22 protein-coding genes are annotated in these 26514 nt (G+C 65.0%); 12 read left to right on the top strand and 10 right to left on the bottom strand.

Going from position 1 to position 26514, the window contains the following annotated elements:
• The first annotated feature begins 18 nt into the window (after nucleotides 1–18).
• Nucleotides 19–1941: a methyl-accepting chemotaxis protein gene (locus P5704_017770; protein WOF77864.1), complete on the top strand. Its 1923-nt coding sequence runs from the start codon at nucleotides 19–21 to the stop codon at nucleotides 1939–1941.
• A 44-nt stretch (nucleotides 1942–1985) separates the two neighbouring features.
• Here P5704_017770 and bfr read toward each other — a convergent pair whose 3' ends face one another.
• Nucleotides 1986–2453 (bottom strand): bacterioferritin, encoded by a 468-nt coding sequence (gene bfr / locus P5704_017765; GenBank protein WOF77863.1) that lies wholly within the window; start codon nucleotides 2451–2453, stop codon nucleotides 1986–1988.
• Nucleotides 2454–2699: 246 nt separating this feature from the next.
• Here bfr and P5704_017760 point away from each other — a divergent pair, with 246 nt between their 5' ends.
• From P5704_017760 to P5704_017750, 3 genes are read left to right on the top strand one after another with little or no spacing between them, the layout of a single operon-like run.
• The gene (locus P5704_017760) at nucleotides 2700–3779 is read left to right on the top strand and encodes an efflux RND transporter periplasmic adaptor subunit (protein WOF77862.1); all 1080 of its coding nucleotides are present in this window, start codon (nucleotides 2700–2702) and stop codon (nucleotides 3777–3779) included.
• Between the two features lie 4 nt (nucleotides 3780–3783).
• The gene (locus P5704_017755; protein ID WOF77861.1) at nucleotides 3784–6828 is read left to right on the top strand and encodes an efflux RND transporter permease subunit; all 3045 of its coding nucleotides are present in this window, start codon (nucleotides 3784–3786) and stop codon (nucleotides 6826–6828) included.
• On the top strand, nucleotides 6825–8306 hold the full coding sequence (locus P5704_017750; protein ID WOF77860.1) for an efflux transporter outer membrane subunit: 1482 nt from the start codon (nucleotides 6825–6827) through the stop codon (nucleotides 8304–8306). Before P5704_017755 ends, P5704_017750 begins: the two co-directional genes overlap by 4 nt.
• An 86-nt stretch (nucleotides 8307–8392) precedes the next feature.
• Here the strand turns inward: P5704_017750 and P5704_017745 are convergent, their stop codons facing one another.
• Entirely contained in the window at nucleotides 8393–9283 is an 891-nt protein-coding gene (locus P5704_017745) for a PA4780 family RIO1-like protein kinase (GenBank protein ID WOF77859.1), read from the bottom strand.
• A 154-nt stretch (nucleotides 9284–9437) separates the two neighbouring features.
• Here P5704_017745 and ada point away from each other — a divergent pair, with 154 nt between their 5' ends.
• Genes ada through P5704_017730 form a run of 3 tightly spaced genes read left to right on the top strand, consistent with a single transcriptional unit; the run spans nucleotide 9438 to nucleotide 11609 of the window.
• On the top strand, nucleotides 9438–10478 hold the full coding sequence (gene ada, locus P5704_017740; protein ID WOF81273.1) for a bifunctional DNA-binding transcriptional regulator/O6-methylguanine-DNA methyltransferase Ada: 1041 nt from the start codon (nucleotides 9438–9440) through the stop codon (nucleotides 10476–10478).
• Between the two features lie 52 nt (nucleotides 10479–10530).
• Nucleotides 10531–10773 carry a hypothetical protein gene (locus P5704_017735; protein WOF77858.1) on the top strand — a complete coding sequence of 81 codons (243 nt, stop codon included), beginning with the start codon at nucleotides 10531–10533 and terminating at the stop codon, nucleotides 10771–10773.
• A 50-nt stretch (nucleotides 10774–10823) separates the two neighbouring features.
• Nucleotides 10824–11609, top strand: coding sequence for a TatD family hydrolase (locus P5704_017730; GenBank protein ID WOF77857.1), 786 nt, complete (start codon nucleotides 10824–10826; stop codon nucleotides 11607–11609).
• Between the two features lie 12 nt (nucleotides 11610–11621).
• Here P5704_017730 and P5704_017725 read toward each other — a convergent pair whose 3' ends face one another.
• From P5704_017725 to nfi, 4 genes are all read right to left on the bottom strand, one after another.
• Nucleotides 11622–13652: a methyl-accepting chemotaxis protein gene (locus P5704_017725; protein ID WOF77856.1), complete on the bottom strand. Its 2031-nt coding sequence runs from the start codon at nucleotides 13650–13652 to the stop codon at nucleotides 11622–11624.
• A gap of 264 nt (nucleotides 13653–13916) precedes the next feature.
• Entirely contained in the window at nucleotides 13917–14753 is an 837-nt protein-coding gene (ampE, locus tag P5704_017720; protein WOF77855.1) for a regulatory signaling modulator protein AmpE, read from the bottom strand.
• A gap of 15 nt (nucleotides 14754–14768) precedes the next feature.
• Nucleotides 14769–15320, bottom strand: a complete 552-nt coding sequence (gene ampD, locus P5704_017715) for a 1,6-anhydro-N-acetylmuramyl-L-alanine amidase AmpD (protein WOF77854.1) — start codon at nucleotides 15318–15320, stop codon at nucleotides 14769–14771.
• A gap of 104 nt (nucleotides 15321–15424) precedes the next feature.
• Nucleotides 15425–16153 carry a deoxyribonuclease V gene (nfi, locus tag P5704_017710; protein ID WOF77853.1) on the bottom strand — a complete coding sequence of 243 codons (729 nt, stop codon included), beginning with the start codon at nucleotides 16151–16153 and terminating at the stop codon, nucleotides 15425–15427.
• A 157-nt stretch (nucleotides 16154–16310) separates the two neighbouring features.
• On the opposite strand from nfi, the gene P5704_017705 reads away from it, so the two are divergent.
• Nucleotides 16311–17303 carry a GlxA family transcriptional regulator gene (locus tag P5704_017705; GenBank protein ID WOF77852.1) on the top strand — a complete coding sequence of 331 codons (993 nt, stop codon included), beginning with the start codon at nucleotides 16311–16313 and terminating at the stop codon, nucleotides 17301–17303.
• Nucleotides 17304–17394: 91 nt separating this feature from the next.
• Here P5704_017705 and zapE read toward each other — a convergent pair whose 3' ends face one another.
• The 3 genes from zapE to P5704_017690 form a co-directional block, all read right to left on the bottom strand.
• On the bottom strand, nucleotides 17395–18489 hold the full coding sequence (gene zapE / locus P5704_017700) for a cell division protein ZapE (GenBank protein ID WOF77851.1): 1095 nt from the start codon (nucleotides 18487–18489) through the stop codon (nucleotides 17395–17397).
• A 169-nt stretch (nucleotides 18490–18658) separates the two neighbouring features.
• Nucleotides 18659–20017: a tryptophan--tRNA ligase gene (locus P5704_017695; GenBank protein WOF77850.1), complete on the bottom strand. Its 1359-nt coding sequence runs from the start codon at nucleotides 20015–20017 to the stop codon at nucleotides 18659–18661.
• 49 nt (nucleotides 20018–20066) lie between these two features.
• Complete coding sequence (locus tag P5704_017690) at nucleotides 20067–20693, bottom strand: alpha/beta fold hydrolase (protein WOF77849.1); 627 nt, start codon at nucleotides 20691–20693, stop codon at nucleotides 20067–20069.
• 138 nt (nucleotides 20694–20831) lie between these two features.
• Between P5704_017690 and P5704_017685 the strand changes: the two genes are divergently transcribed.
• Nucleotides 20832–21263 carry a DUF1043 family protein gene (locus P5704_017685; GenBank protein WOF77848.1) on the top strand — a complete coding sequence of 144 codons (432 nt, stop codon included), beginning with the start codon at nucleotides 20832–20834 and terminating at the stop codon, nucleotides 21261–21263.
• 51 nt (nucleotides 21264–21314) lie between these two features.
• Here P5704_017685 and nadC read toward each other — a convergent pair whose 3' ends face one another.
• A complete protein-coding gene (gene nadC / locus P5704_017680; GenBank protein ID WOF77847.1) occupies nucleotides 21315–22163 on the bottom strand; it encodes a carboxylating nicotinate-nucleotide diphosphorylase in 849 nt (282 codons plus the stop codon).
• 425 nt (nucleotides 22164–22588) lie between these two features.
• On the opposite strand from nadC, the gene P5704_017675 reads away from it, so the two are divergent.
• The 3 genes from P5704_017675 (at nucleotide 22589) to P5704_017665 (ending at nucleotide 26487) form a co-directional block, all read left to right on the top strand.
• Nucleotides 22589–24844 (top strand): DUF1631 domain-containing protein, encoded by a 2256-nt coding sequence (locus P5704_017675; protein ID WOF77846.1) that lies wholly within the window; start codon nucleotides 22589–22591, stop codon nucleotides 24842–24844.
• Between the two features lie 121 nt (nucleotides 24845–24965).
• On the top strand, nucleotides 24966–25139 hold the full coding sequence (locus P5704_017670) for a DUF3094 family protein (protein ID WOF77845.1): 174 nt from the start codon (nucleotides 24966–24968) through the stop codon (nucleotides 25137–25139).
• Between the two features lie 52 nt (nucleotides 25140–25191).
• Nucleotides 25192–26487, top strand: a complete 1296-nt coding sequence (locus P5704_017665) for an NAD(P)/FAD-dependent oxidoreductase (GenBank protein WOF77844.1) — start codon at nucleotides 25192–25194, stop codon at nucleotides 26485–26487.
• The last annotated feature ends 27 nt before the right edge of the window (nucleotides 26488–26514 follow it).

Genomic DNA, 26514 nt, shown 5'->3' with positions numbered 1-26514 from the left:
TCATCTGATTGGAATGCCATGAACAACTGGTTTGCAAACCTCGGCGTCAGCAGGAAGCTCGCACTGGGCTTCGGTGCCGTGCTGGCCCTGACCCTCATCCTCGCCTGGAACGGCTGGGGCAGCCTCGGCAGCGTCATCCAGCGTAGCAGCTGGATGACCGAAATCTCATTGCTGAACAAGACGCTGACCGACCTGCGTATCGCCCGCCTGCAGTTCATGCTGGCCAATGGCGACAATGAGTCCACCGAGCGCCTGGACAAGAACCTGGGTATTTACCTCACCCAGCAGACCAAGCTGCTGGAAACCTTCAACAACCCTGCCAACGTCGCGCAGCTCAAGGAGCAGGCCGGCTACAACGCGCAGTATCAGAGCTCGCTGAACGACATGCGCAAGGCCTATGCCGAGGCTAACGGCTCGCGGCAGACCATCGACCAGGCCGCCAACCGCCTCGGCGAACTGATGGCTGGCGTGAACCGTCAGGTGCTGCAGCTCTCGGAGTATGACGAAGGCCGCTTCGCTCAATTCCAGGCGATCACCCAGGTCGAAGACGACGTGCAGCGCGCGCAGTACCTGCTGCGCGTCTATATGGCCACTCCCGGCGCCGAGGCGGCCAAGGCTGTCTACGCGCAGCTGGACGCGGCCCAGGCCAGCCTTGGCCGCCATGCCAGCGCGCTCGATGCCAACCACGCGACGACGCTGCAGCAGATTCGCGCGATGCTCGACGAGTACCGCGGCGCCATCGAGGCGCTGGAGAAGGCCACCCTGGCGATCGCCAAGGCACGCCAGGAAATGACCGACCAGCAGAAGGAAATCGTCCGCATCAGCGACTCGCTCTACCAGTTCCAGCTTGACCAGCTCGACGTGGAAAGCGCCGCCGCACGCACACGCCTGATCCTCAGCGCGCTGCTGGCCCTGGTGCTGGGCATGCTGGCCGCCTGGCTGATCACCCGGCAGATCATCCTGCCGCTGCGCGCCACCCTGGCCGACGTCGAGCGCATCGCCTCCGGCGACCTCAGCGCCACCGCGCAGATTCAGCGCCGCGACGAGCTGGGCGTGCTGCAACGCGGCATCCAGCAGATGGGCTCGACCCTGCGCGAGCTGATCGGCGGTATCCGCGATGGCGTCAGCCAGATCAGCGCCGCCGCCGAAGAGCTTTCGGCGGTCACCCAGCAGACCAGCGCCGGTGTGAACAGCCAGAAGGAGGAGACCGACCAGGTCGCCACCGCCATGCACGAGATGTCGGCGACCGTTCAGGAAGTGGCGCGCAATGCCGAGCAGGCCGCGCTGGCCGCCACCGAGGCGGACGGTGAAGCCCGCGAAGGCGACCGCGTGGTGACCGAGGTGGTGACCCAGATCGAACGCATGGCCAGCGCCGTGGTGCGCTCCACCGAGGCGATGACGGCGCTGCAGGAAGAAAGCGACAAGATCGGCAGCGTGATGAACGTGATCCGTGCGGTGGCCGAGCAGACCAACCTGCTGGCGCTCAACGCCGCCATCGAGGCTGCCCGTGCGGGCGAGGCCGGACGCGGCTTCGCCGTGGTCGCCGACGAGGTGCGCGGCCTGGCGCAGCGCACGCAGAAATCCACCGAGGAAATCGAAGGGCTGGTCGCCGCGCTACAGAACGGCACCCAGCAGGTCGCCTCGATCATGCACACCAGCCGCGGCCTGACCGATAGCGGCGTCGAGCTGGCGCGCCGTGCCGGCGCTTCGCTGGGCAGCATCACCCGCACCGTGTCGAACATCCAGGCGATGAACCAGCAGATCGCCGCGGCCGCCGAGGAGCAGAGCGCGGTGGCCGAGGAGATCAGCCGCAGCGTGGTGAACGTGCGCGATGTGTCGGAACAGACCGCCGCCGCCAGCGAGGAAACCGCGGCGTCGAGCACCGAGCTGGCCCGTCTCGGCGGTCAGTTGCAGTCGATGGTGAGCCGCTTCCGGCTCTGATGGAACGCCCCGCGAGGCAGGCCATGCCTCGCGGGGTCGAGGGCTCAGCTGGCCTGGGATTGCAGGTAGTTCTGCAGACCGATGCGGTCGATCAGGCCGAGCTGCTGCTCGAGCCAGTAGGCGTGGTCTTCCTCGGTGTCGTGCAGCTGCAGCGCCAGCATGTCACGGGTCGCGTAGTCGCCATGCTGTTCGGCCAGCGCGATGCCCTGGGCCAGCGCGGCACGCACCTTGTACTCCAGCGCCAGGTCGTTGCGCAGCATGTCCGGCACGCTGTGCCCCGGATTGATCGGTTCCGGCGTCATGTCCGGGATGCCTTCGAGAAAGAGGATGCGCTGCAACAGTGCATCGGCGTGCTGCGTCTCTTCTTCCATCTCGTGATTGATGCGCTCGTAGAGCTTGCTGAAGCCCCAGTCGGCGTACATCCGCGAATGCAGGAAATACTGATCGCGCGCCGCCAATTCGCCGCGCAACAGCTCCTTCAGATAGTCGATTACCGGTGCCTGGCCTTGCATTGCGTATTCCCCATGAGTGATGCGCCTTCAACAGCGGGCAAGCATCCCCGCTGAGTTCACGACGGTCAAGCGCCGCAGAGCCGCAGCCGCGCACCCTTGAGTGTGGCAGAGCCTCGGCAGAAGTCGACCGCCCGGTCACCTCACTTCTACGAACATCGCCAGCGAACTCCTGCGCAGACGCGGGACTCTACTGTCAGTCCCAACGGGTGCCCGCACGCCCGCAACGCCGATCAGATAGGAGCCACGATGACGTCAACGCGAGCATTCCCAGCGTCCCGTGCCTGGTTGAGGATCATCGTCTGTGCGCTGCCGCTGCTCGGTGGTTGTTCCTCGGAGGCCGAGCCGGCACCCGAGCCGCCACGGGTGGCCCTGGTCGAGCCGTTGCAGGCGGCCGCACCGAAAGCCGAGGCGCTGCGCTTCTCCGGCGTGGTGCAGAGCGTGACCTCCACGCAGCTGTCATTCGAGGTGGCCGGGCGTATCGAGCGCATCCTGGTCGACGAAGGCACGCGGGTGCGCCGCGGGCAAGCGCTGGCACAGCTGGATCGCACCGACTATCGCCTGCAGATGCGCGAAGCCGAGGCACGCCTGCGTCAACTGGAAGCGGATCTGGCGCGCAAGCGCACCCTCCTCGCCGAGGGCATTCTCGCCCCCGCCGCCATCGAAGCGCTGCAAGCCAACACCGTGGCGGCACGGGTGGCGCGCGACAGCGCCCAGCGCGACCTCGACCACAGCACGCTGAACGCGCCGTTCGATGGCGTGGTGGCGCGCCGTCTGGCCGAGCCGGACATGGTGGTCGCGGTAGGCACGCCGGTCTTCGAAATGCAGAACAACGGCCATATCGAAGTCAGCGTCGACCTGCCGGAAACCGCAGCCTTGAGCATTCCGCTCGGCCCCGACCTGCAGGCCGAAGGCGAGCTGGTGATCGCCGACCTGCGCCTGCCGCTGCGCTACAAGGAGCACAGCACGCAGCCGCGTGAAGGCGCGCGCACCTACCGCCTGGTGCTGCAGGGCGAGCCGCCGGAGGATTACAACCTGCTGCCGGGCATGGCCATGCGCGTCAGCATCGAACGTCCGGCGCAGCCGCAGACGACCCATGACGCCTTTCGCCTGCCGTTGTCGGCGCTGCAGACCGGCAGCGACGGCCAGCATTTCATCTGGCAGGCGGACGATGGCCGCGCGCGGCGGCTGGCCGTGGACCTGCAGCAGGTTGAAGGCGATCAGGCACTGATCCGTGGCGAGGGCCTGCAGGCGCAGCTGCCGATCATCGTCGCTGGCGGCAGCAAGCTGCACGAAGACCAACCGATCGAAGCGAAGGAGCGGAACTGAGCCGATGGATTTCGCCCGCTACGCCATCACCCGCCCGGTCAACATCTGGATTCTGATACTGATCTGCCTGCTCGGCGGCACCCTCGCCTTCTTCGAGATCGGCCGCCTGGAAGACCCGGAATTCACCATCAAGCAGGCCATCGTCAACGTGCAGTATCCCGGCGCCACGGCGCTGGAGGTCGAACAGCAGGTGACCGAACCGCTGGAAAGCGCGATCCAGCAGATGTCGCAGATCAAGGAGCTCCGCTCACGCTCGATGCCGGGCATCGCCGAGATTCGCGTGGAGATGCAGGACCGCTACGACGGCGATGCGCTACCGCAGATCTGGGACGAGCTGCGCAACAAGATCAACGATGCCCAGGGCGACCTGCCGCCGGGGATCGAACCGCCGCAGGTCAACGATGATTTCGGCGACGTCTACGGCATCTTCTACGCGCTGACCGGCGATGGCCTGACGCTAAAGGAGCTCCACGAAACGACCAAGGATCTGCGCCGCGCGCTGGTGGCCGCCGACGGCGTCGGCAAGGTCGAGATCGCCGGCGTGCAGGAAGAGCGCATCCTCGTGGAAGTCGACCAGGCGCAGCTGGCCGCGATGGGCATCGCCCCCGACGAGATCGCGGCGGCGCTGGCCGATACCGATGCCGCGGTAGATGCCGGCGGCGTGCATGCCGGCGAGTACTTCGTGCGCCTGCGCCCGAGCGGCGCCTTCGATTCGCTCGAAGAGCTGCGCGCATTGCCGGTCGGCCAGGGCGCGCAGCGGGTCGAGCTGGGCGCCATCGCCAAGCTGTCGCGCGACTACGCCGAGCGGCCGCGGCAGATCATCCGCCACAACGGCCAGGCGGCACTAACCCTGGGCGTCAGCGGGGTCTCCGGAGCGAATATCGTCGAGGTCGGACACAGCGTCGAAGCGGCGTTGCAGGCCATCGAACACCGCATGCCACTGGGCGCCGAACTGCATCCGCTGTACGAGCAGCACCAGATCGTCGATGAGTCGGTGAACAGCTTCGCGCTCAACGTGTTCCTCTCGGTGGCCATCGTGGTCGGCGTGCTGTGCATCGCCATGGGTCTGCGCGCCGGCGTCATCATTGGCGCGGTGCTGTTTCTCACCGTGCTCGGCACGCTGCTGGTGATGTGGCTGGCGGGCATCGAGTTGGAGCGAATTTCCCTCGGCGCACTGATCATCGCCATGGGCATGCTGGTCGACAATGCGGTCGTGGTCTGCGACGGCATGCTGGTGCGCCAGCGCCAGGGCAAGAGCATCCTCGAAGCCTCACAGGAAACGCTGCAACAGACGCAGTGGCCGCTGCTCGGCGCCACCATCATCGGCATCCTCGCCTTCGCCGGCATTGGTCTATCCCAGGACACCACCGGCGAGTTCCTCTTCTCGCTGTTCTTCGTCATCGCCGTGTCGCTGCTGCTCAGCTGGCTGCTGGCGTTGCTGCTGGTGCCGCTGTTCGGTCATTACCTGCTGCGCAACGCCAAGACCGACGAGGACCCCGACGCCGCCTACAACGGCCCCTGGTACAACCGCTATCGGCGGCTGGCCGGTGGCGTGCTGCACCGGCCCTGGCTGACGGTCGGCGTGCTGGTGGTGCTGACGGTGGTCAGCATGGTGCTGTTCACCCGCTTGCCGCAGAGCTTCTTCCCGCCGTCGAGCACGCCGCTGTTCTACGTCAACCTGTTCCTGCCGCAAGGCACGCATATCCGCGAGACCGCACAGACCGCCTCTGACGTGGAGGCGTATCTGACGGAGCTGGAGGGGGTGAGCGAGGTGTCCAGTTTCATCGGCGCCGGCGCCTCGCGCTTCATGCTGACCTATATGCCGGAGCAGCCGAACGCCTCGCTGATGCACTTTCTCGTGCGCACCGAGGAGGCCGAGCTGATCGGCAGGCTGGTGCGGCAGATCAACCAACAGCTGCCGCAACGCTATCCCTCGGCCGACGTCTCGGCCGCGCAGTTCATGTTCGGCCCCAATGCCGAGGCCAAGCTGGAGGCGCGCATCAGCGGCCCGGATATCGAGGTACTGCGGGACATTTCCGCCGAGGGTCGCAAGCGGCTGCAGGATGAGGGCAAGGTGTTCAACGTGCGCGACGACTGGCGCCAGCAGGTGCTGGTACTGCGTCCGCAACTGGCACTGGATCGCCTCGCCGATGCCGGCCTGACGCGCCAGGCCGTGGCGCGAGCCCTGGCCGCCGGCAGCGAGGGCCAGCGGGTCAGCCTGCTGCGCGAACGCGACGAGCTGATCCCGGTCTTGCTGCGCGCCGCGCCGGAGGACCGCATCGGCAGCGACGACCTGCTGCAACGGCTGATCTGGAGCCCCGCCGGCACCGGCTACGTGCCGCTGGCGCAGGTCGCCGACGGCATCGAGCCGGTCAGCGAGGACAGCATCATCGTGCGCTACGACCGCGAGCGGACAATCTCCATCCGCGCCGAACCACGCGACGGCGAGAACACCAACGAGGCGCACCAGCGCATCCGCCCGCTGATCGAGGGTATCGAACTGCCGGTCAACTACAGCCTGAAATGGGGCGGCGACTACGAGCAGTCCTCCGATGCCCAGCAGGCGCTCGCCAGCACGCTGGCGGTGCCCTACCTGGCGATGGTGCTGGTCACCGTGCTGCTGTTCGCCAAGGTGCGCCAGCCGCTGATGATCTGGCTGGTGGTGCCCATGGCCATCTGCGGCGTGAGCTTCGGCCTGCTGCTCACCGGTCAGGCGTTCGGCTTCATGGCGCTGCTCGGTCTGCTCAGCCTCACCGGCATGCTGATCAAGAATGCCGTGGTGCTGGTGGACGAGATCGACCGGCAGATCAGCAATGAGGTGCCGCGCCTGACCGCCATCATCGAAGCTTCGGCCTCGCGCCTGCGCCCGGTGATGATGGCCGCCGGCACCACGGTGCTGGGCATGGTACCGCTGTTGTTCGACCCGTTCTTCGCCAACATGGCCGTGACCATCATGGGCGGCCTGGGCTTCGCCACCTTGCTGACCCTGCTCGCGGTGCCCTGCCTGTATCTGCTGTTCATGAAAGTGCGCCCGGAGGAAACCGCATGAGCACCAAGGCTCTGGCCGCCCCGCTTCTGCTCGTTCTGGCCCTGGGCGCCTGCTCCAGCGCACCGCAACACCCCGAGCCGCAGCTGCCGGAGGCCTGGTTCAGCGCCGCCGGCCAGCACGCGGCGGATGCCGAGACGCTGGCTGCCTGGTGGCGCCAGTTCGACGACCCGCAGCTCAGCGCGCTGGTCAGCCGCGCCATGCAGCAGAACCACGACGTGCGTCTGGCCATGGCGCGCGTCAGCGCGGCGCGAGCCCAGCTGCGCCAGTCGCGCGCCGGCCTGCTGCCGAGCTTCGACCTGCCCGGTTCGGCCAGCCGCCAGTGGAACGAGAACGATCAGGAAGCCGAACCCGACAGCCCACTGGCCGACATCATCCCGGACGATGACGTGATCAGCTTCGATACCTGGGAGCTGGCGCTGCAGGCGACCTGGGAACTGGACCTGTTCGGCGCCACCCGTGCGCGGCGTGACAGCGCGGCCCAGCAGCTGCGCTCGGCCGAAGCACAGACGATCGCCGCGCGCCTGGCCGTGGCCTCGAATACTGCCCAGGGCTATCTGCAGCTGCGCGCGTTGCAGGGCCAGCACGCCTTGCTGGTCGAAGGCATCGAAGTGGCGCGCGAGCTGGAGCGTATCGCCGGACTGCTGTTCTACGCCGGCGAAGTGACCCGGTTGGATGTGGAGGCCACATCCGCCGAGCGCGCGTCGCTGGAAGCCGATCTGGACGAGCTGGATATCCATCTGGCCGAAGCGCAGCTGGCGCTGGACACCCTGCTCGCCGAGCCGCCGGGCAGCACCGCCGCACGTCTCGCCGCCAGCGCGCCGGTGCCACTGGCCGAGCAGCGCATCGCCCCCGGCCAGCCCATCGACCTGCTGCGCCGCCGTCCGGATCTGATCGCCGAAGCCGCACGGCTGGACGCTGCGCAGCTGCAGTCGCTGGCTGCCCGCCGCGACCTGTTCCCCAAGCTGGCGGTACAGGCCGCCGTGGGTCGCTCCGGCTTCGCCCTGGGAGACGCAATATCCGGCGCCTCGAACTTCGCCCGGGTCGGCGCCACCTTCGGCCTGCCGCTGCTGGACTATCCACGCCGCGGCGCCGCCATCGACCTGGCCGATGCCGAGGGCGAGACGGCTTACGTCGCCTTCGAGCAGGCCCTGGCCCGCGCACTGGAAGAGGTCGAGCGGGGCCTGACGAGGATGGCCGGTCAACAGCGCAGGCACGCATCGCTCAGCCGCACCCGCGAGCACCGTGAACGGGCGCATCGACTGGCGCAGCGCAGCTACGAGCTGGGTGAGGCGAACCTGAGCGAAGTGCTGGACGCCCAGCGCGGTGCGCTGCAGGCCCGCCAGCGGGCGCTGGAAGGGCGGACCGCGCTGGCGACGGCGCAGGTGGCGTTGTATGTGGCGTTGGGCGGTGGGTGGAAGGCGGAGTCCGCGGAGTCCATGGATGCCGGGGTAAGGTCTACAGAGCAACCGACGCACTGAAGACCCTAGCTAGCAGAAGCCTTGGAACCTCCAATCCGTTCGCAAAACAGAACCGGCAGTCTCCGGCTCCTGCCAGAGACTGCCGATCAGCCTCTCATCCACGGCGGCTCCGGCGGCTCATCCTTCGGCGCATCGTCCGCGCCGCGCAAGGCCTCCCGCCGCGCCTGCTCGGCCAGCGTGGCCTTGATCTCCCGCATTACCGCAGCGATATCCGCGGCATCTTCGGGCTCGGCAAATTCCCCGGTCAGCTCGGTCTCGGTGGTCAGCTTGCCCTGCTCGTACAGCGCCCACATCTCCTTGGCGTAACGGGTGAACTTGAGTTCCGGCGCAAAGCGTCCGAAATAGGCGGCCATGTTGCCGACATCGCGCTCGAGCATTTCGAACGCATGGTTGTTGCCGGCCGCATCCACCGCCTGCGGCAGGTCGATGATCACCGGGCCGTGCTCGTCGAGCAGCACGTTGAATTCCGACAGGTCGCCGTGCACCAGCCCCGCACAGAGCATCTTGACCACTTCGTGAATCATGAACGCATGGAATTCGCGGGCATCGTCCGGATGCAGATCTACGTCGTTCAGTCGCGGCGCGGCATCGCCATCCTCGCCGGCGATCATCTCCATCAGCAGCACGCCGTCGAGGAAGTCGTAGGGCTTGGGGACGCGCACGCCGGCGTCGGCCAGGCGGAACAGCGCCGCAACCTCGGCGTTCTGCCAGTTGTCCTCCTTCTCCTTGCGCCCGTGCTTGGAGCCCTTGGCCATGGCACGCGCATCGCGGCTGCTGCGCACCTTGCGGCCTTCCTGGTATTTCACGGCCTGGCGGAAGCTGCGCTTATTGGCTTCCTTGTAGACCTTGGCGCAACGCAGCTCATCGCCACAGCGCACCACGTATACCGCTGCTTCCTTGCCGCTCATCAGCGGCCGCAGCACCTCGTCGATCAGGCCATCCTCGATCAGCGGTTCGAGTCGTTTAGGCGTTTTCATCAGCGGCTTGCAGGTCCTTCTCGGTCAGGGCGATGCTGCAGGTTACGGCAATCACGGGGTGGCTTCCATGCTCCCCGACTTTGAAAGCACGCTTTGGATTGGCGCAGGTCCGGTCAGGACCGACAATCGCAGCATCAATCAGGGGAGTCGCGCCATGCTCGACCAGGACCGCTGCTGGCAAGCGCTATGCGAACGCGATGCCGCCTTCGATGGCCGCTTCGTGTTCGCCGTACGCTCGACCGGTATTTTCTGCCGACCCAGCTGCCCGGCACGCCGGCCAGCTCGCGAGCGGACGACGTTCTACACCGATCCAGCGGCAGCCCAGGCCGCCGGTTACCGGCCATGTCGCCGCTGTTCGCCTTGCGGCCCGAGCCCGAACGAGCAGCTCGATGCGCTGGTGATCGCCGCCTGCCGCCTGCTCGACGAAACCGAGGCACCGCTGCCGCTGCAACAACTGGCCGCGCGCATCGGTCTGTCCCCGGCCTACCTGTCTCGGGCGTTCAAGGCGCGCACCGGCATGACCCCGCGGGCCTGGTCAGCGGCCCGCCGCCGCGAACGTCTGGAAAGCCACCTGGCCGTGGCCGACTCGGTGCTCGATGCCGCCCTCGCCGCCGGCTGCTCCGGCACGCGGGCACCCTATGCGGATACGCAGGCGCTGACGCCGGCCCAACGCCGACGCAAAGGGGCGGGTGAAACCCTGCGCTACGCCCTGGCGCCCTGCCCACTCGGCCTGCTGCTGGTCGCAGCCAGCGACAAAGGCATCTGCGCCCTGCTGTTCGGCGACGACCAGACAGCGCTGGAAGACGAGCTGCGCTCCCGTTTTGCCGCGGCGCTGCTGCAGCGCGATCAGGAAGGCCTGGGTGAATGGCTGCAGGCAATCGTCAGCCAGCTGGAAGAACCGCAACGTGCCGCCCAGCTACCGCTCGATCTGCGCGGCACCGCCTTCCAGCAGCGTGTCTGGCAGGCGCTACAGCAGATTCCTGCCGGCGAGACGCGGCGCTACGGTGAGCTGGCAGCAAGCCTCGGCAGCCACGCCCGCGCAATCGCCCGTGCCTGCGCCAGCAACCCCGTCGGCCTGCTGGTGCCCTGCCATCGTGTGGTCGGCAGCCAGAACGCGCTGACCGGCTACCGCTGGGGGCTGGAGCGCAAGGCGGCGTTGCTCGAGCGCGAAGCAGGGGGAGACTCGGGAGCCTGAGCGGATTTCGGCGGTCGGATACTTCAGTGCCGCCAACCGCAGGACGCCCGCCATGACCGATCTGAAGCGTTACCGCATCCATTACTGCATCAACGGCGAACCGGCCTCGCTGCTGATCAGCTCGTTCGAAGTGCCCGGTCTGGAGCAGGCCGAACTGGAAATACTGCTGCATTACGTCCGCGAACCACGCGCGGCGGTCGACGCCCCCTGGGAAAACCCGATACGTCCCAGCGAAGCCAGGCGGCTTGAGGAGCTAGGCGTCAGCGATATCCAGATCGAAGAGGAAAGCCACTGAAGGCCAGGTAGCATTACGCACCCGCCGCCACCGACCTAACGGAGCCTGTCGTGCAGCTGATCGACACCCATACCCATCTCGATTTCGAGATGTTCGATGATGACAGGACCCAGGTCATCGTCCGCAGCGTGGCCGCTGGCGTCGAGCGCATCGTGGTACTCGGCGTGGACGAAGCGAATCTGGAACGGGTCTGGCAGCTAGCCTGCGAGCAGCCAGCCATTCATGCCGCACTGGGCCTGCACCCGGTGTTCATCGCCGAGCATCGGGACGAGCATCTGGGCCGGCTACGCGACTGGCTGGAGCGGCTGCGCGGTGAGCCCAAACTCTGTGCCATCGGTGAGATCGGCCTGGACTATTACGTCGAGGATCCGGACATCGAGCGCCAGCATGAACTGCTCGAAGCCCAGCTGGCGCTCGCCGCCGAGTTCGAGCTGCCGGTGCTGCTGCACGTACGTCGCGCCCACGCGCCGATGGTCGCCATGCTCAAACACTACAAGCTGCGGCGCGCCGGTATCGTGCACGCATTCAGTGGCAGCTGGGAGGAAGCCCAGGAGTACATGCGTCTCGGCTTCAAGCTTGGCCTCGGGGGTGCCGGTACCTGGCCACAGGCGCTACGCATGCAGCGGGTGCTCAAGCAACTGCCGCTGGAGGCCATCGTGCTGGAAACCGACTCGCCGGATATCCCGCCGGCGGGCCATGCCGGCGAGCGCAACAGCCCGGAACTGCTACCGGAGATCTGTCGGATGCTGGCCGATCTGAAGGGCGTCAGCGCCGAAGAGCTGGCCGCTGCCAGCTATCGCAACAGCTGCGAACTGTTCGGCTGGTCGCAGCCCTGAGCACCGCCGCGGTCAAACCCGAAACGCACCGATCAATTGCTGCAACCGCCCGACCAGCTGGCTCAATTCGCGGCTCGCCTGTTCGGTGTGCCCGGCGCCCTCGGCGGTACGCTGGCCAGCCTCGTTGATGGCGACGATGTTGCGATCGATATCGTGCGCCACGGCTGTCTGCTGCTCGGCCGCGGCGGCGATCTGCTGGTTCTGATCGACGATCAGCCCCACCGCGCCGAGGATGTTCTCCAGCGCCTGCTCCACCTGCCCCGACTGGCCAACGGTGTCTTCTGCCAGCGCATGGCTGGCATGCATGGTTTTCACCGCCGCACCGACACCACTGTGCAGGCGGGCGATCATCTGTTCGATCTCCGCGGTGGACTTCTGCGTGCGCTGCGCCAGGCCACGCACCTCGTCGGCGACCACGGCGAACCCGCGGCCCTGTTCGCCGGCACGCGCCGCCTCGATGGCCGCATTGAGGGCCAGCAGGTTGGTCTGCTCGGCGATGGTCTTGATCACGTCCAGCACCTGGCTGATCGCCTTGCTGTCGTCAGCCAGCTGGTTGATCACCTGCACCGATTGCTCGATCTCGCCGGCCAGCCGCTGGATACCGCCGACCTGCGTCACCACCAGCTCACGCCCACTGACGGTTTCCTCGTTGACGCTCTGCGCGCTGCCAACCGCCGCCTCGGCACTGCTGGCGACCTCCTGGGCGGTGGCGGACATCTCGTTCATCGCCGTGGCGACCTGCTCGATCTGCCCACGCTGCTCGGATACCGTCTGGTTGCTCTCGCCGGAGACGCTTTCGACCCGCTGCGCCTGACGCTCGACCTCGGCGACGGTCTGCCCGACTCGCTCGATCAGCTCACGGACCTGCGCCACGGTGGTGTTGAACACCTGGCCCAGCTCGCCGAGCTCATCGCGGCTCTGCACCTGATAGCGCGCGGTCATGTCGCCGGCGGCGACCTTGTCCATGATCCTGCCGAGACGGTGCAGCGAGGCGCGCGTCGAGGCATAGAAGCCGGCGTACAGGTAGGCCACCAGGCACAGCACCACCGCCAGTGCCGAGAGCAGCAGGGTCATGAGCAGGCGCTTCTGCTCCAGCCGTTCGGCAAGCTCCACATCGAGAAACGCCAGGATGGCGTCGTTCAGCTCGTAGGTCTTGGCCATCTGCGCGCTGATGCGCTCGTAGAACTGCTCCCAAGGCAGGTCCAGCGCGTCGGCCATGATCACCTCGTCCTGCAGGATGTCGCGGCTCGCCTGCAAGGACTCACGGCTGGCGCTGGCGAACGCGTCGAGCCGGGCACGTGCGGTCCGGCTCGCGCCGAGGGCATCCTGCAATTGTGCAGCGTACTGCGCCTGCTGTTTTTCCAGTTCCAGCACGAGGTTGTCCAGCTTATTGCTGGCATCGGAGTTCAGGTAGCCCTGACCGAAGGTGTAAGAACCCACCGCGCGCCCCTCGCCGAGCGATGCGCTGATGGCCGGGGTTACCGTGGTCAATAGCTCGGCGAGCAGACGGACCTCGCGCTCGAGGTCCTGGCTGAGGCCGGACTGGCCGGCGACGAGCTTGATCATCACCTGCGACTGGCCCAGCAGCGACTCGGCCATGGCGGCTTTGGATTGCAACGATTGCTCCGCCTGGGCGGCGTTCAGACCGGTCACCAGCTCGTCGCGACGGGCATTGAATTCGGCCACCTGCTCGGGCGCATCACCAACGGGCGCGAGCGCCTGCAACTGTGCCGTGAGCTCGCTTTCGACGCGATTCAGGCGGGTCTGCAACGCCTCGACATTGCCGGTCTGGCCGATGATCGACTCGATGTGCACGAGGTCTTTCCAGTCCTCCATGCTGCGCCGCACCTGCAGGGTCGAGCCGAGCAGCTCGAGGCTCTGCAGTTCGTTACGGGTACCGACATACGCCCGGTACGAGTCACGTACCAGGTAGTAGTTGCTCAGCAGCATGGGAACGAAAAACAGGACGCTGACCAGGCTGAACTTCATGCCGAAGCTCAGGCGGTTCATGAATGCGATCGCGGGATACAACAGACTATTCACACGACGTCTCCCAATTTTATTGGTATTGGCTTGCACGCAGTTGCAACGCGCAGCAGGGCTCGTCAGAGAGTGGCATCTGCCCGGGTTATACGGGATATCGGTAGACGTTTTTGTAACTTAAGGTAATGGCCAAATGATAGCCTGCAGCCGTATATCCGCCAGACTCCCGGCGAGATGTCTAGCATGCGGGTTTCAGCCATTCTGCGGACAACTCCCATATGGCGGCGTTATGAACGCCCATTAGCGATGCCGCTGGCGGAAAAGTCAGGCGAGGATCGTCCAGAGTGCAATCACCGCGTACCAGAACACCCGTGTACGCACCAGCAATGCCGCAATCCCGTCGATCCGCGCGATGCCCGCCTCACCGTCGATCGCGGACGGCAGATCGGCGGCCAGCGGACCTGCATCGGCCAACAGTCGCCGGGCTGGCACATCCCAGCTCAGCAGCTCGTGCAGCAGTGCTCGGTTGACGGCGACGAAGTTGCCGACCAGCGCAAAACTGCCGAGCAACACGCGCACCGGCAACCAGTCGAAGGCATGCCGCAGCTGCTCGGCTCGCTCGCGCAGCCCTTCGAGCGTCGCATGTTCGGCGCACAGCGCCAGCAGCCGGTACGCCAGCGCCGCCATCGGCCCGAGCAGCAGGTACCAGAAGATCACCGCAAAGAAGCCCTCGTAGCTCCGCCACAGCAGCCAGGCCTGCACCGCTGACAACAGGCTCGGCGGGTCCTGCGCCTGCAGACCGGCGTCACGCTCGGCCGCCAGCGCCGCAGCCTCCTCATCGCCACGACGCCAGGCATCGCGGAACGCGCCGAGCTCAGCCTTGGCATGGCCGCGGCCGAGGCTGTAAAGCAACACCAGCAGATGCACCGGCAGGCTCAGCCAGCCGTAGGCCAGCGGTTCCAGTGCAAGCAACACCAGGCCGAGCAGCAGCACTGGGAGCAACACCAGCAACAGCAGCGCCAGCCAGGGTGCCTGGCGCAGCCGCGGGCTGGCCTCTGCCTGGCGCAGGCGCGTCAGCCATGGGCGGTCGTGTTGCAGGCGCGGCCGCCAGTCGGAGAACTTCTCCACCAGCAGCACGAGCAGGATCACCAGAAAACTCATCGTCCGTTCCTTTCGTCAGCAGGTAATGGAAGCCGCACGCAGCCGCTGCCAGTCGAATGTCGGACCGGGATCGGTCTTGCGCCCCGGCGCGATATCGCTGTGGCCGCAAACCCGCTCGGGCGTAATAGCCGGAAACGCACGCTGCAGAACCCGGCACAACTCGATCAGCGCCTGGTATTGCGCCTCGCTGAAGGGCTGGTCGTCGGTTCCTTCCAGCTCGATGCCGATGGAGAAATCGTTGCAGCCCTCGCGACCGTCGAAGCAGGAAACGCCGGCGTGCCAGGCGCGGTCCAGGCAGGAGACGAACTGAGTGATCGCGCCATCACGCTCGATGAGAAAATGCGCCGATACCTGCAGCTCGGCGATCTCCTCGAAAAATGGATGCTCATGGCACTGCAGGCAATTCTGGAAGAACTGCTGAACCTTGCCAGTGCCGAACTGCCCCGGCGGCAGGCTGATGTTGTGAATCACCAGCAGGGAAATCTCGCCGGACGGCCGCTGGTTGAAGTTCGGTGACGGGCAGTGGCGAACGCCCTGACACCAACCGGTAGCGCAATCCAGAATCATCGTAGGGTCCGAGCTGACAACAGGCCCGCAGGCTAGCGTCTGCGAGAGGCCAGCTGCAAGCACCGCCGCAGCCACAGGCAACCCTGGTTACAAACTGCCGCCAGCTACTCGGCCACGCCAGACAGGCGCCGCGCCGCGGCCTTTTCCTCACGTCGCGAGGCCAGCCGATCGGCCAGCCGGGTCGGCTCCGGCAGGCGATAGCGCGTTACATAACGCATCACCAGCTGCGGCGCGGTGGCGATGCTGACCCGGTTACCCGGGGAAATGATCAGTGGCCGTACCTTGTCCTTGCTGCGCAGCACGCAGCCGATCACCTCGCCGGTCTTCTTGTCGCGCAACTCGACCTGCGCACCACGCGTCAGATCCAGTTCGTCGTGCGCCCCGGTGAGGAGCTTCTTCGCCACGCCGATGGTGGGCAGGCCGGTCACCACGCCCAGGTGAGCAGCAATGCCCAGACGGCGCGGATGGGCTATACCGTGGCCGTCGGAAAAGATCAGGTCGGGGACGCCTGGCAACTCGCCGAGCGCCTGCAGCACGGCAGGTAGCTCACGGAACGACAGCAGACCGGGGATATAGGGCATGTTCGTCGGGATTCGCGCCAGGCTGCTGCCGACCAACTCCAGCGTATCGGCATCCAGCAGCACTGCCGTGGCGCGGGTGATGCTGCCGCCGTCCTCGAAACCGACATCCACCCCGGCGATCAATCGCAACGGCGGGAAGTCGTCCTGCAAGCGCACCTGCGACGCCAGGCTCTGCTGCATCGCTCGCGCCGTAGCCGGGCTGCCATCCCAATCGCCGAAAGGGGCTGTCGGATACTGACTGCTTTCACTCATCTCTTCGCTCCTGTGCATCAGCGGTTCGACGCCGGGTCGCCATGACGGTTCAGCCGCATCGTTTCAGCTAAGGCTGGACAGGCGCGTACAAAAATAGGACGCTCCAGCCGCCACACGGCAGATTTACCTTGTTACTCACCACAATAATTAGAATCGCATGCCCAATCTCGCCTCGATCCAGCACGTCAGCATACTTGCCACCGAAGGGGTGTTCGCCTCGACACTCGCCCAGGCCAAGGATTTTTTCCACATGGCCAGCCTGCGCTATGGCAAACAACTCGGCCTTGACCTCACCCCCGCTTTCGAAACCCGCCTGGTCAGCCCAGACGGCAAAGCAGTGAATACCTTCAGTGGTATCGCCATTGCCGTGGATGGCCCGCTGGACGACGCCGACATGGTGATCCTCCCGGCGTTCTGGGGAGATTTCGCTGCACTCTGTGCGCAGCATCCGGGCGTGATGTCCTGGTTACGCGAGCGTCACGCAGCGGGTAGCGTCATCTGTGGCGAAGCCACCGGCGTGTTCTGGATGGCCCAGGCCGGGCTGCTGGAAGGCCGCGAGGCGACCACCCACTGGCGCTTCGCCAATGATTTCGCCGAGCGCTTTCCCGGTGTGACTTTCAGCGCCGACAAGCACCTCACCGACAGCGACAACCTCTACTGCGCAGGCGGCACGACCTCGGCCTGCGACCTGTACATGTATCTGGTCGAGCGCTTCTGCGGCGCACACGTAGCCCAGGGCATGGCGCGTGACGTGCTCTATGAGTTGCAACGCAGCTACAGCCCGGGCCGCCTGGGTTTCGGCGGGCAGAAACTGCATCTGGACACGCGGATTCTGCAGATTCAGGAATGGCTGGAAGCCAACTTCGCCGAGAAGTTTCGCTTCGAGGACGTGGCGCGCCAGCATGGCATGAGCATTCGCAACTTCATGCGTCGCTTCCAGGCCGCCACCGGCGACAAGCCGCTGCATTATCTGCAGCGCCTGAGAATCGAAACGGCCAAGAGCCTGCTCGCCACCACCGGCAAGAGCATCAAGACGATCAGCTACGAGGTCGGCTACGACGACGCCAGCTTTTTCGCCCGCCTGTTCCGCCAGCACACCGACCTGTCACCGAACCAGTATCGGCAGCAGTATCGGCATAAAAGCAGCTGAAAGCTACAAGCTACAAGCTACAACCTACAAGCGCGGATCGCCCGACGGGCTTTTTCCGCTTCTACTTGCAGCTTGCAGCTTATGGCTACCCTCAGGGCTTGTGCGGCCGCGACAGGTATTCGTGCGATTGCATCTCCAGCAGGCGACTCAGGGTGCGCTGGAATTCGAACTCCAGACGGCCGCCGGTATAGAGGTCCTTGAGTTCGACCTCGGCAGAGATGATGAGCTTGACGTTGCGGTCGTAGAACTCGTCGACGAGGTTGATGAAGCGGCGCGCCATGTCGTCCTTGGTGACATTCATCTGCTCGACATTGGCCAGCAGGATGGCACCGAAGATCTTGCCCAGTTCGATGTAGTCGTTCTGGCTGCGCGGCCCGTCGCAGAGCTCGCGAAACTCGAACCAGGCCACATCGTTGCCGGTCTTCACCGCACGAATCTCGCGGTTCTCGACCATCAGCACGTCTTTGTCGACGACCCGGCAGTTTTCCGGCAAGAGGCTCTTGAAGCTGCGCTCCAGGCTCTGCTCGGCCTCGGCATCGAGCGGAAAGTGGAACAGCTCGGCCTGCTCCAGCGCACGCAGGCGATAGTCGATGCCGCTGTCCACGTTGACGATTTCGGTGTGCTTCTTCAGCAGCTCGATGGCCGGCAGGAAGCGCGCACGCTGCAGACCGTCCTTGTACAGGCCGTCCGGCACGATGTTGGAGGTCGCCACCAGGCTCACGCCGTTCTTGAACAGCTCTTCGAGCAGGGTGGCGAGAATCATCGCGTCGGTGATGTCGGAGACGAAGAATTCGTCGAAACAGATCACCCGCGACTCGTCGGCGAAGCGCTTGCCAATGATGGTCAGCGGGTTCTTCTCGCCCTTGAGGGTTTTCATCTCCTCGTGCACGCGCTTCATGAAGCGGTGAAAGTGCGTACGCGTCTTCTGCTTGAACGGCAGCGCGTCGAAGAAGGTGTCGACCAGGTAAGTCTTGCCGCGACCGACGCCCCCCCAGAAGTAGATGCCCTTGATCGGCTCCTGCTGTTTCTTGCCGAACAGCTTGCCGAGCAGGCCGCTCTTGCTGCGATCGTCGGCCACCAGGTCGTCGTACAGACGCTGCAGGTGACGCACCGCGTTTTCCTGGGCGGCATCGTGGAAGAAGTCAGGACGTTTCAGGTCGGCCTGATAGCGCTCAAGAGGAGTCATGGCGGAGTCTGGGTAGTGAAACGGGGCCGACACTTTAGCGGCGCCCTCGGTGGTTGGCAATTTACTCAGGTCGTTCAAGCGTCAGCCCTCCTGGGACACCCATTCTTGGAGATCGCCGTAACGCCGCGGAGCGCAGTTCCATGGAGCGCTCCGCCCTGGCGGCAGCGCGTCATTCGACGAGCGTGGCCAACGCCTCGCGCACCCGCAGCATGGCAGCATCGAGCGCTTCGGCGCTCTCGTAGCGCGGGCTGTCGGCGATGCATTCGTCGTCCAGCCACAGGGTGAATTGATCGCCTTCATCCTCGCGAAGTTCCAGGGCATCCGGGCCGCCGGCGATCAGGCGCTGGGTCAGCACGCCGATCGCCTTCGGGTTGCTCAGCGGCCGGGACAGCAGCAGCTCCTCGCCGTCGGCGGCGAAGAAGCGGAAGCGGAAGGCACCATCGGCCTCGCGGAAGCTGGCGAAACGCGCCACCTTGCTGGACTTCTTCTTGGCTGGCGCGGCGCTTTTCACTTCGCTGCGGAAGTTGCGCAGGCCCACCGCCTCGCGCAGCTCACCAAGGAACGGCGTGGCGATCCGGCGCGCCTTGGCGGCGCCCGCCTGGAGGATATCCTCTAGCTCGGCAGGCTTGGTGATCAGCTGGTGATACAGCTCGCGTGCCTCGCCCAGTTCGTTGTCGAGCAGTTCGAACAGGCGCTGCTTGGCATCACCCCAGGCCAGCCCGTCGAGCAGCTCCTGGCGGAATACATCCTGCTGCTGCGCGGTAGCGAATGCCTGGTACAGCGTGAACAGGTGCGAGCTATCGGGATCCTTCGGCTCGCCCGGAAGGCGCGAGTCGGTGACGATGCGGGCGATGGCGCCCTTCAGTTCCTTGGCGCTGCCGAACAGCGGAATGGTGTTGTCGTAGCTCTTCGACATCTTGCGCCCGTCGAGTCCCGGCAGCGTGGCCACGCTCTCCTCGATCACCGCTTCGGGCAGGGTGAAGAACTCGCGGCCGTTGCCGAACAGATGGTTGAAGCGCTGGGCAATGTCACGCGCCATTTCCACGTGCTGAATCTGGTCGCGCCCCACCGGCACCTTGTGCGCGTTGAACATGAGGATGTCCGCCGCCATCAGCACCGGGTAGCTGTACAGGCCCATGGTGACACCCGCATCCGGGTCCTCGCCACCCTCGACGTTCTTGTCCACCGACGCCTTGTAGGCATGGGCGCGGTTGAGCAGGCCCTTGGCCGTGACGCAGGTCAGCAGCCAGGTCAGCTCGGGGATTTCCGGCACATCGGACTGGCGATAAAAGGTCACACGCTCGGCATCGAGGCCGCAGGCCAGCCAGGTCGCGGCAATCTCCAGCCGCGAGCGCTGGATACGCAGCGGGTCATCGCACTTGATCAGCGCGTGGTAGTCGGCCAGGAAATAGAAGGAGTCGGCGGTCGCGTCGCGGCTGGCCAGTATGGCCGGGCGGATCGCGCCAGCGTAGTTGCCCAGATGTGGCGTGCCGGTAGTGGTGATACCGGTCAGGATGCGGGTAGTCATGCAGTCATTCTCGATCGTTGTGCGCGGCAAAGAGGAACAGGCTCGGGCATCAAAGCCGCGGGGCGACCAGTTCCTTCAGCTCCACCAGCTTGCCGTGAAAAAAGTGGCCGCATTCTGCCACTTTCAGCAGCTCATGGGGGTGCTGCAGCTGTGCGGAAAAGCTGTACACGGACTCGGCATCGATGACCTCGTCCTGCTCCGGCTGAATGATCGTCAGCTGACAATCGTCAGCCAGCGACAACCCGGCAAGGCGCGACACCGCCGGCGCCACCATCATCAGCCGCTGCACCGTCACGCCCTCGGCGCTCAACCGCCCGGCCAGATTGCCGGCGACGAAACCACCGAAGGAGAAGCCCAGCAGCGTCAGCGGCAGCGCCGGGTTCTGCTCGCGCAGCCAGCGCAACGCAGCCTCGGCGTCATCCACTTCGCCCTCGACCATGTCATGCGCGCCGGCACTGCCACCAACGCCGCGGTAGTTGAAGCGCAGCGTGCTGTAGCCGGCATCGCGCGCCGTGCGCTGCAGGGTCGAGACCACCTTGTTCAACATGGTGCCGCCCTTGACCGGGTTCGGGTGGCAGATCAGCGCCAACCCCGCCGGCTGAGTTTGATCGAAGTACAGCGCTTCCAGCGCCCCGCAGGGGCCATCGAGGGAGAGGGGGGTTTCGCGTTTCAACAAAGCAGGAACTCCGTGACCTTGGGACGAGTCGACTCGTCTTGCTAACTAGCTGCCGCTGACCGTCGCCTCGCGCCGCGGTATACAGAGCAGGTACGAGACGTTAACGTAAGCACAGCCGTTTATATAGAGGAAGGACTCGTGGAACAGACCCTCGCGACCTGGTTGCTCCCGATCGTCGGCCTGATCGCCGGCATCGCCATCGGTTATCTGGTGGCTCGCAGCAGCGCACCAAACCGCACACAGCGTCAGGTCGATGACCTGCAAGAGCGTTTCGACACCTATCAGAGTGAGGTGGTCACCCACTTCAACACCACCGCCAGCCTGCTGCGCAAACTGACCAACAACTATCAGGACATCCAGGATCACCTGTCTGACGGCGCCAGCCGCCTCGCACTCGACGAACAGACTCGTCAACGCCTGATGGCCGCCCTGCACAGCGAAGAGAACCACGGCACTCGTGAGCGTCTTTCGTCGCCAGCCTTCACCGAGCCGCCAAAGGACTATGCGCCCAAGGGCGACGACACCCCCGGCACCCTGCACGAGAATTTCGGTCTGAAAAGCCGCCACTGACCGATCCGCCTGGCGCAGCCGCTGCGCCAGGCCCCGCAACCTCCCCCGCCCTTACTGCCGCAAGCGCATCGACAGATCCACCGCCCGCACATGCTTGGTCAGCGAGCCGATGGAGATATAGTCCACCCCCGTTTCCGCGACGCTGCGCAGCGTCTCGTCGCTGATGCCACCCGACGCCTCGAGCTTGGCGCGCCCGCCATTGACGGCCACCGCGGTGCGCATGTCATCCAGACTGAGTTCGTCCAGCATGACGATATCGGCGCCGGCTCCTAGCGCCTGCTCGAGCTCATCCAGACTCTCCACCTCGATCTCCACCGGCTTGCCCGGCGCGATGCGATGCGCAGCAGCTACCGCCTCGGCGATGCCACCGCAAGCGGCGATGTGGTTTTCCTTGATCAGGAAGGCATCGTACAAACCGATTCGGTGGTTGTGGCAGCCGCCGCAGGTGACCGCATATTTCTGCGCCAGGCGCAGTCCGGGGATCGTTTTGCGTGTATCGAGCAACCGCACGCCGGTCCCCTCGACCATGTCCGCGTAGTGACGACAGCGAGTCGCCACGCCCGACAGCAGTTGCAGGAAATTCAGCGCACTGCGCTCGCCGGTGAGCAGCGCCCGCGCCGGACCCTCGAGATGGAACAGCACTCGATCGGCGCCAATTCGATCACCATCGGCAACCTGCCAGTGAACCGCAACACGTGGGTCGACCTGGCGGAACACGGCGTCGACCCATGCCGTACCACTGATCACTGCCGCCTCGCGGGTAATGACCGACGCATGCGCCAGCCGCTCGGCTGGAATCAATTGCGCGGTGATGTCGCCACTGCCGACGTCCTCGGCAAGAGCGCGTCGAACGTTGGCATCGATTTCTGCAGATAGATCGGCAAGTGTAAGATTCGGCATGGCTGACTCCTGAGGATTGCGCGGAGTATAAAGGCTCAGTGCTCGCTAACGCAGCGCCAACCTGCGCAACCCCTGACGGGCGTTCAAGAGGCTTTTTTTACCACCTGGCGGAAAACTTGCGAGTATCTGTGAGCCAAGTCATGTCCAACAAAAAACCGGCCTTGGCGTCGCAATCCGATGCTTATAATGCCCTTCAAGAATATTGACGCCACCCAAATGGCGACACCTTGCTGACGAGGTGTCGTTGTAAAATCAGACCGCTCGGCTATGCTGCGCTGGATCCGGTTCGACAGAAGAAACCCGCACTAGATTGCGGGCTCGCCCGGAACCTTCCGCCCTGCCCTGCCGATTTGGTTACCCTTATAAGACGCTGTTGAACCTGGCGTTGTGACCGCCCTTAAGCAGGCGACCGCAGGAGAGTCTCGATGCGAACCGATGCGAAAGTGGTGCACCTGAACAAGGCAGCCCCTGAGCACAAGCCTTCTTCACCAGCAGGCCGCCTGCCTGTGGCGCTCATCAGCGTCCGCGACAAGGCCGCCCAACAGCTGCGTCAGGCCTTGCAGTCGCTGTTCGACAACGCCGACGACTCGCTCTTCGAGATCGCCGACCGCGCCACCAGCAACGTCGAACAGAACGCTTTTTTCGAGGCCATGCGCGATCTGCGCATGAAGCGCCGCAACATCGAGCGTGGCTTCCTACAGCAACTGTTCGAGGCATTCGCCAAGCTCAATCAGTATGAAATCGGCAAGCCCCCTGCCTTGGACAACGTATCGTTCGACAGCCTTTCGCTTGTGCAGAACGATGAGCTGGAAGAGTCCGTAGCCGTCGACACCATGGTCGCGAAGGTCATGAGTCGTGCGGCTCAGCCGCTGGGGCACCTGACCACCCGTTTCAATGCGCTGATCAGCAAGAAGCTCGATGACAAGAGCAACCCGCTCGGCCCACACGCACTCTGCGACTATTTCATCGAGGCCAGCAGCAGCCTTGGGGTAGAGATCAAGGTCAAGCTGATCATCTTCAAGCTCTTCGAAAAGTACGTGCTTGGGGATATCGACCAACTCTATGCCGAAGCCAACCAGACCCTGGTCGCGGCCGGCATCCTGCCAGAGCTGCACTCCGCCCCGCCCCGCCGCCAGCAGCGTCCCGGCGAGCCAGCCGGAAGCCATGCATCATCAGCGCCACTTGGTCAGGCCACACATGCCGACGAGGGGCTGCAGGAAGCCGCATTCAGCGCACTGCACAGCCTGCTTTCCGAACTCCGTGGCAGCAGCATGCTGCCGGCGCGCAATGTCCCCAGCGACGCGATCCCGATCTCCAGCGGCGACCTGCTCCGCCTGCTGTCGCACATGCAGGCACGCGCACCACAGACCGTCGACGAATTCGATCTTCAGGAACAGCTGGCTGGCCTGCTGAACCGAGTCAGCGCCAAGACCGGCAAATCGCGCGTGGTCGGCGAGATAGACGACGACGTGATCAACCTTGTCTCCATGCTGTTCGAGTTCATACTCGATGACCGCACCCTGCCCGACTCGCTGAAGGCGCTTATCGGGCGCCTGCAGATCCCGCTGCTCAAGGTCGCGGTGCTGGACAAGACCTTCTTCAGCCGCGGCAGCCACCCGGCACGCCGCCTGCTCAACGAGATCGCCTCTGCGGCCATGGGCTGGGGTGATCAGGACGAAGCGCAGCGGGACAGCCTCTACCAGAAGATCGAACAGATCGTCGCCCGACTGCTCAACGACTTCGTCGATGATCCGGCGATTTTCTCCGAGCTGCTGGCGGACTTCCTTGCCTTCATCGGCGACGAGCGCCGCCGCAGCGAACTGCTCGAGCAGCGCACCCGTGATGCCGAGGAGGGGCGTGCTAAGGCCGAGATCGCCCGCCAGGAAGTCGAACACGCACTGAATCAGCGCCTGCTCGGCAAGACGCTACCGGAAGTCGTGGTACGGCTGCTGCAGGAGGCCTGGAGCAAGGTTCTGCTGCTTACCTGCTTGAAACATGGCACCCAGTCCGAAGAGTGGCAGGCCGCCCTGGACACCATGGACGATCTGGTGTGGAGCGTTACGCCTCACGAAGATGAAGAATCGCGCGCCCGCCTGCTGGAGCTGGTCCCGAGCCTGCTCAAAGCATTGCGCGATGGCTTGGTCAGCGCCGCCTTCGACCCCTTCTCCACCGGCGACTTCTTTACCCAGCTCGAAGCGCTCCATGTTCAGACTCTGCAACGCTTCCAGCAACCGCAGAGTGCTCCGAACGAGGCACCAGCGGACGACGGCAACCCGGCGGAATCAGCAGACATCCCGACAGCAGCCACACCGCCAATGGTCGAGGTGGTCGACGAGATCGTTCTGCTGGCGCCTGGCGAGAGCCGCAACCAGGAGCCAGAGATCAGCCTGCCGGATAACGATGTCGCCCTTGTTCAGGTCGATAATCTGCGCGTCGGTAGCTGGGTGGAGTTCCAGGAAGACGAAGAACACAAGCTGCGCTGCAAGCTGGCGGCGGTGATCAAGCCTACCGGCAAGTACATCTTCGTTAATCGCACCGGCATGAAAGTCTTGGAAAAAACCCGCATGGGCCTGGCGACCGAATTCCAGCGCGGTGCCATTCGACTGCTCAACGACACCCTACTGTTCGACCGCGCACTGGAGTCGGTCATCGGCAACCTGCGCAAGCTGAAGAATACCTGACCGACCCCACGGGCATGCCACCCGGCATGCCCGCCAACCCTCCGCGCGGCAAAGCGCCGCACTTCGCGCTTGGCTTTTGACCCTGCACAGCTAGAATGCCTGCATTCCATTCGAGGTGCCCATGCCCAGCCGCCTGAAGCCCGAAGACCAGCAGCGCGTCGACGAATACCTCCGCGCCCCGCAACACCAGGTCGAGCGCCAGCCGTTTCGCCCCTGGCTTCTTCTGCTTGTGGTACTGGTCGTGGTGATCGGGCTCGGGTTATTGAGCCGCCTCTTGAGCCGCCTTGTGCTTTGAGCTCCGCTCGCCAGGCGCCCCGCCGTTTCCCTTGCAGCTATGAGTCACTCCCATGTCACATCGAGTCGTAATCGTCGGCGGCGGCGCCGGCGGCCTGGAGCTTGCTACCCGCCTGGGTAGAACCCTGGGCAAGCGCGGCAAAGCCCGCATCACCCTGGTCGACGCCAACCTCACACACATCTGGAAGCCGCTACTACATGAAGTCGCCGCCGGCTCCTTGAACTCGTCCGCTGACGAGCTCAACTACGTCGCTCAAGCCAAATGGAACCATTTCGAGTTCCAGATGGGTCGCATGGCAGGCCTGGACCGCGCGAGCAAATGCATTCGACTGGAAGCGACGCGCGACGAATTTGGCGTGGAACTGGTCCCGTCTCGCGCACTGAACTACGACACGCTGGTGATCGCGGTCGGCAGTACGACCAACGATTTCGGCACACAGGGTGCTGCCGAGCACTGCATCTTCCTCGACACCCGCGAGCAGGCCGAGCGCTTCCACCGGCAGCTGCTAAGCCATTATATGAAGGCGCATGCAGGCGAAGGCGCCTCGAGCGACATCAACATGGCCATCGTCGGCGCGGGCGCCACAGGCGTCGAACTGGCCGCAGAGCTGCTGCACGCCGCCAAGGAGCTGGCCGCCTACGGGCTCGACGGCATCAAGCCGGAAGATGTGAACATCACCCTCATCGAGGCCGGCCCGAAGGTGCTGCCCGCGCTACCCGAACGCATCAGCCAACCGGTGCACCAGACCCTGCTGGACCTGGGCGTCACGGTGCTCACAGACGCCGCCGTAAGCGAAGTCACCGCCGAAGGCCTGCACACCAAGCAGGGCGAGTTCATCCAGGCCAGCCTCAAGGTCTGGGCTGCCGGGATCAAGGCGCCCGCCTTCCTTCACGAACTGGACGGTCTGGAAACCAACCGCATCAACCAGCTGGTCGTTCACCCGACGCTGAAGAGCACGCGCGACGAGAACATCTTCGCCTTTGGCGACTGCGCCGCCTGCCCACAGCCGGGCAGCGACCGCAATGTCCCACCCCGCGCGCAGGCAGCCCACCAGCAGGCCTCGATGCTGGCCCACTCGATCCGCAACCGACTGGAAGGCAAGACGCTGCCGACCTACCGCTACAAGGACTACGGCTCACTGATTTCGCTGTCGAGCTTCTCGGCAGTCGGCAACCTGATGGGCAATCTGACCGGCAACGTCATGCTCGAAGGCTGGCTGGCCCGGATGTTCTATATCTCGCTCTATCGCATGCACCAGATCGCGCTGTACGGCATCCCGCGCACGCTACTGATGATGCTGGGCGACAAGCTCAGCCGCACGACGGAACCACGGCTGAAGCTTCACTGATGCAGGAAAGGCGCACCCTTGGGTGCG

It is taken from the genome of Pseudomonas sp. FeN3W (genome assembly GCA_030263805.2).
GTDB lineage: Bacteria > Pseudomonadota > Gammaproteobacteria > Pseudomonadales > Pseudomonadaceae > Stutzerimonas > Stutzerimonas stutzeri_G.
The sequence above is the reverse complement of the archived record's forward strand: the minus strand, read 5'-3'. Positions and strand labels throughout refer to the sequence as shown.

Excerpts from the sequence above, each read along its gene's own strand:
- P5704_017770 (WOF77864.1), top strand. The coding sequence starts at position 19 with ATGAACAACTGGTTTGCAAACCTCGGCGTCAGCAGGAAGCTCGCACTG.
- bfr (WOF77863.1), bottom strand. The coding sequence starts at position 2,453 with ATGCAAGGCCAGGCACCGGTAATCGACTATCTGAAGGAGCTGTTGCGC.
- P5704_017760 (WOF77862.1), top strand. The coding sequence starts at position 2,700 with ATGACGTCAACGCGAGCATTCCCAGCGTCCCGTGCCTGGTTGAGGATC.
- P5704_017755 (WOF77861.1), top strand. The coding sequence starts at position 3,784 with ATGGATTTCGCCCGCTACGCCATCACCCGCCCGGTCAACATCTGGATT.
- P5704_017750 (WOF77860.1), top strand. The coding sequence starts at position 6,825 with ATGAGCACCAAGGCTCTGGCCGCCCCGCTTCTGCTCGTTCTGGCCCTG.
- P5704_017745 (WOF77859.1), bottom strand. The coding sequence starts at position 9,283 with ATGAAAACGCCTAAACGACTCGAACCGCTGATCGAGGATGGCCTGATC.
- ada (WOF81273.1), top strand. The coding sequence starts at position 9,438 with ATGCTCGACCAGGACCGCTGCTGGCAAGCGCTATGCGAACGCGATGCC.
- P5704_017735 (WOF77858.1), top strand. The coding sequence starts at position 10,531 with ATGACCGATCTGAAGCGTTACCGCATCCATTACTGCATCAACGGCGAA.
- ampE (WOF77855.1), bottom strand. The coding sequence starts at position 14,753 with ATGAGTTTTCTGGTGATCCTGCTCGTGCTGCTGGTGGAGAAGTTCTCC.
- ampD (WOF77854.1), bottom strand. The coding sequence starts at position 15,320 with ATGATTCTGGATTGCGCTACCGGTTGGTGTCAGGGCGTTCGCCACTGC.
- nfi (WOF77853.1), bottom strand. The coding sequence starts at position 16,153 with ATGAGTGAAAGCAGTCAGTATCCGACAGCCCCTTTCGGCGATTGGGAT.
- P5704_017705 (WOF77852.1), top strand. The coding sequence starts at position 16,311 with ATGCCCAATCTCGCCTCGATCCAGCACGTCAGCATACTTGCCACCGAA.
- zapE (WOF77851.1), bottom strand. The coding sequence starts at position 18,489 with ATGACTCCTCTTGAGCGCTATCAGGCCGACCTGAAACGTCCTGACTTC.
- P5704_017695 (WOF77850.1), bottom strand. The coding sequence starts at position 20,017 with ATGACTACCCGCATCCTGACCGGTATCACCACTACCGGCACGCCACAT.
- nadC (WOF77847.1), bottom strand. The coding sequence starts at position 22,163 with ATGCCGAATCTTACACTTGCCGATCTATCTGCAGAAATCGATGCCAAC.
- P5704_017675 (WOF77846.1), top strand. The coding sequence starts at position 22,589 with ATGCGAACCGATGCGAAAGTGGTGCACCTGAACAAGGCAGCCCCTGAG.
- P5704_017670 (WOF77845.1), top strand. The coding sequence starts at position 24,966 with ATGCCCAGCCGCCTGAAGCCCGAAGACCAGCAGCGCGTCGACGAATAC.
- P5704_017665 (WOF77844.1), top strand. The coding sequence starts at position 25,192 with ATGTCACATCGAGTCGTAATCGTCGGCGGCGGCGCCGGCGGCCTGGAG.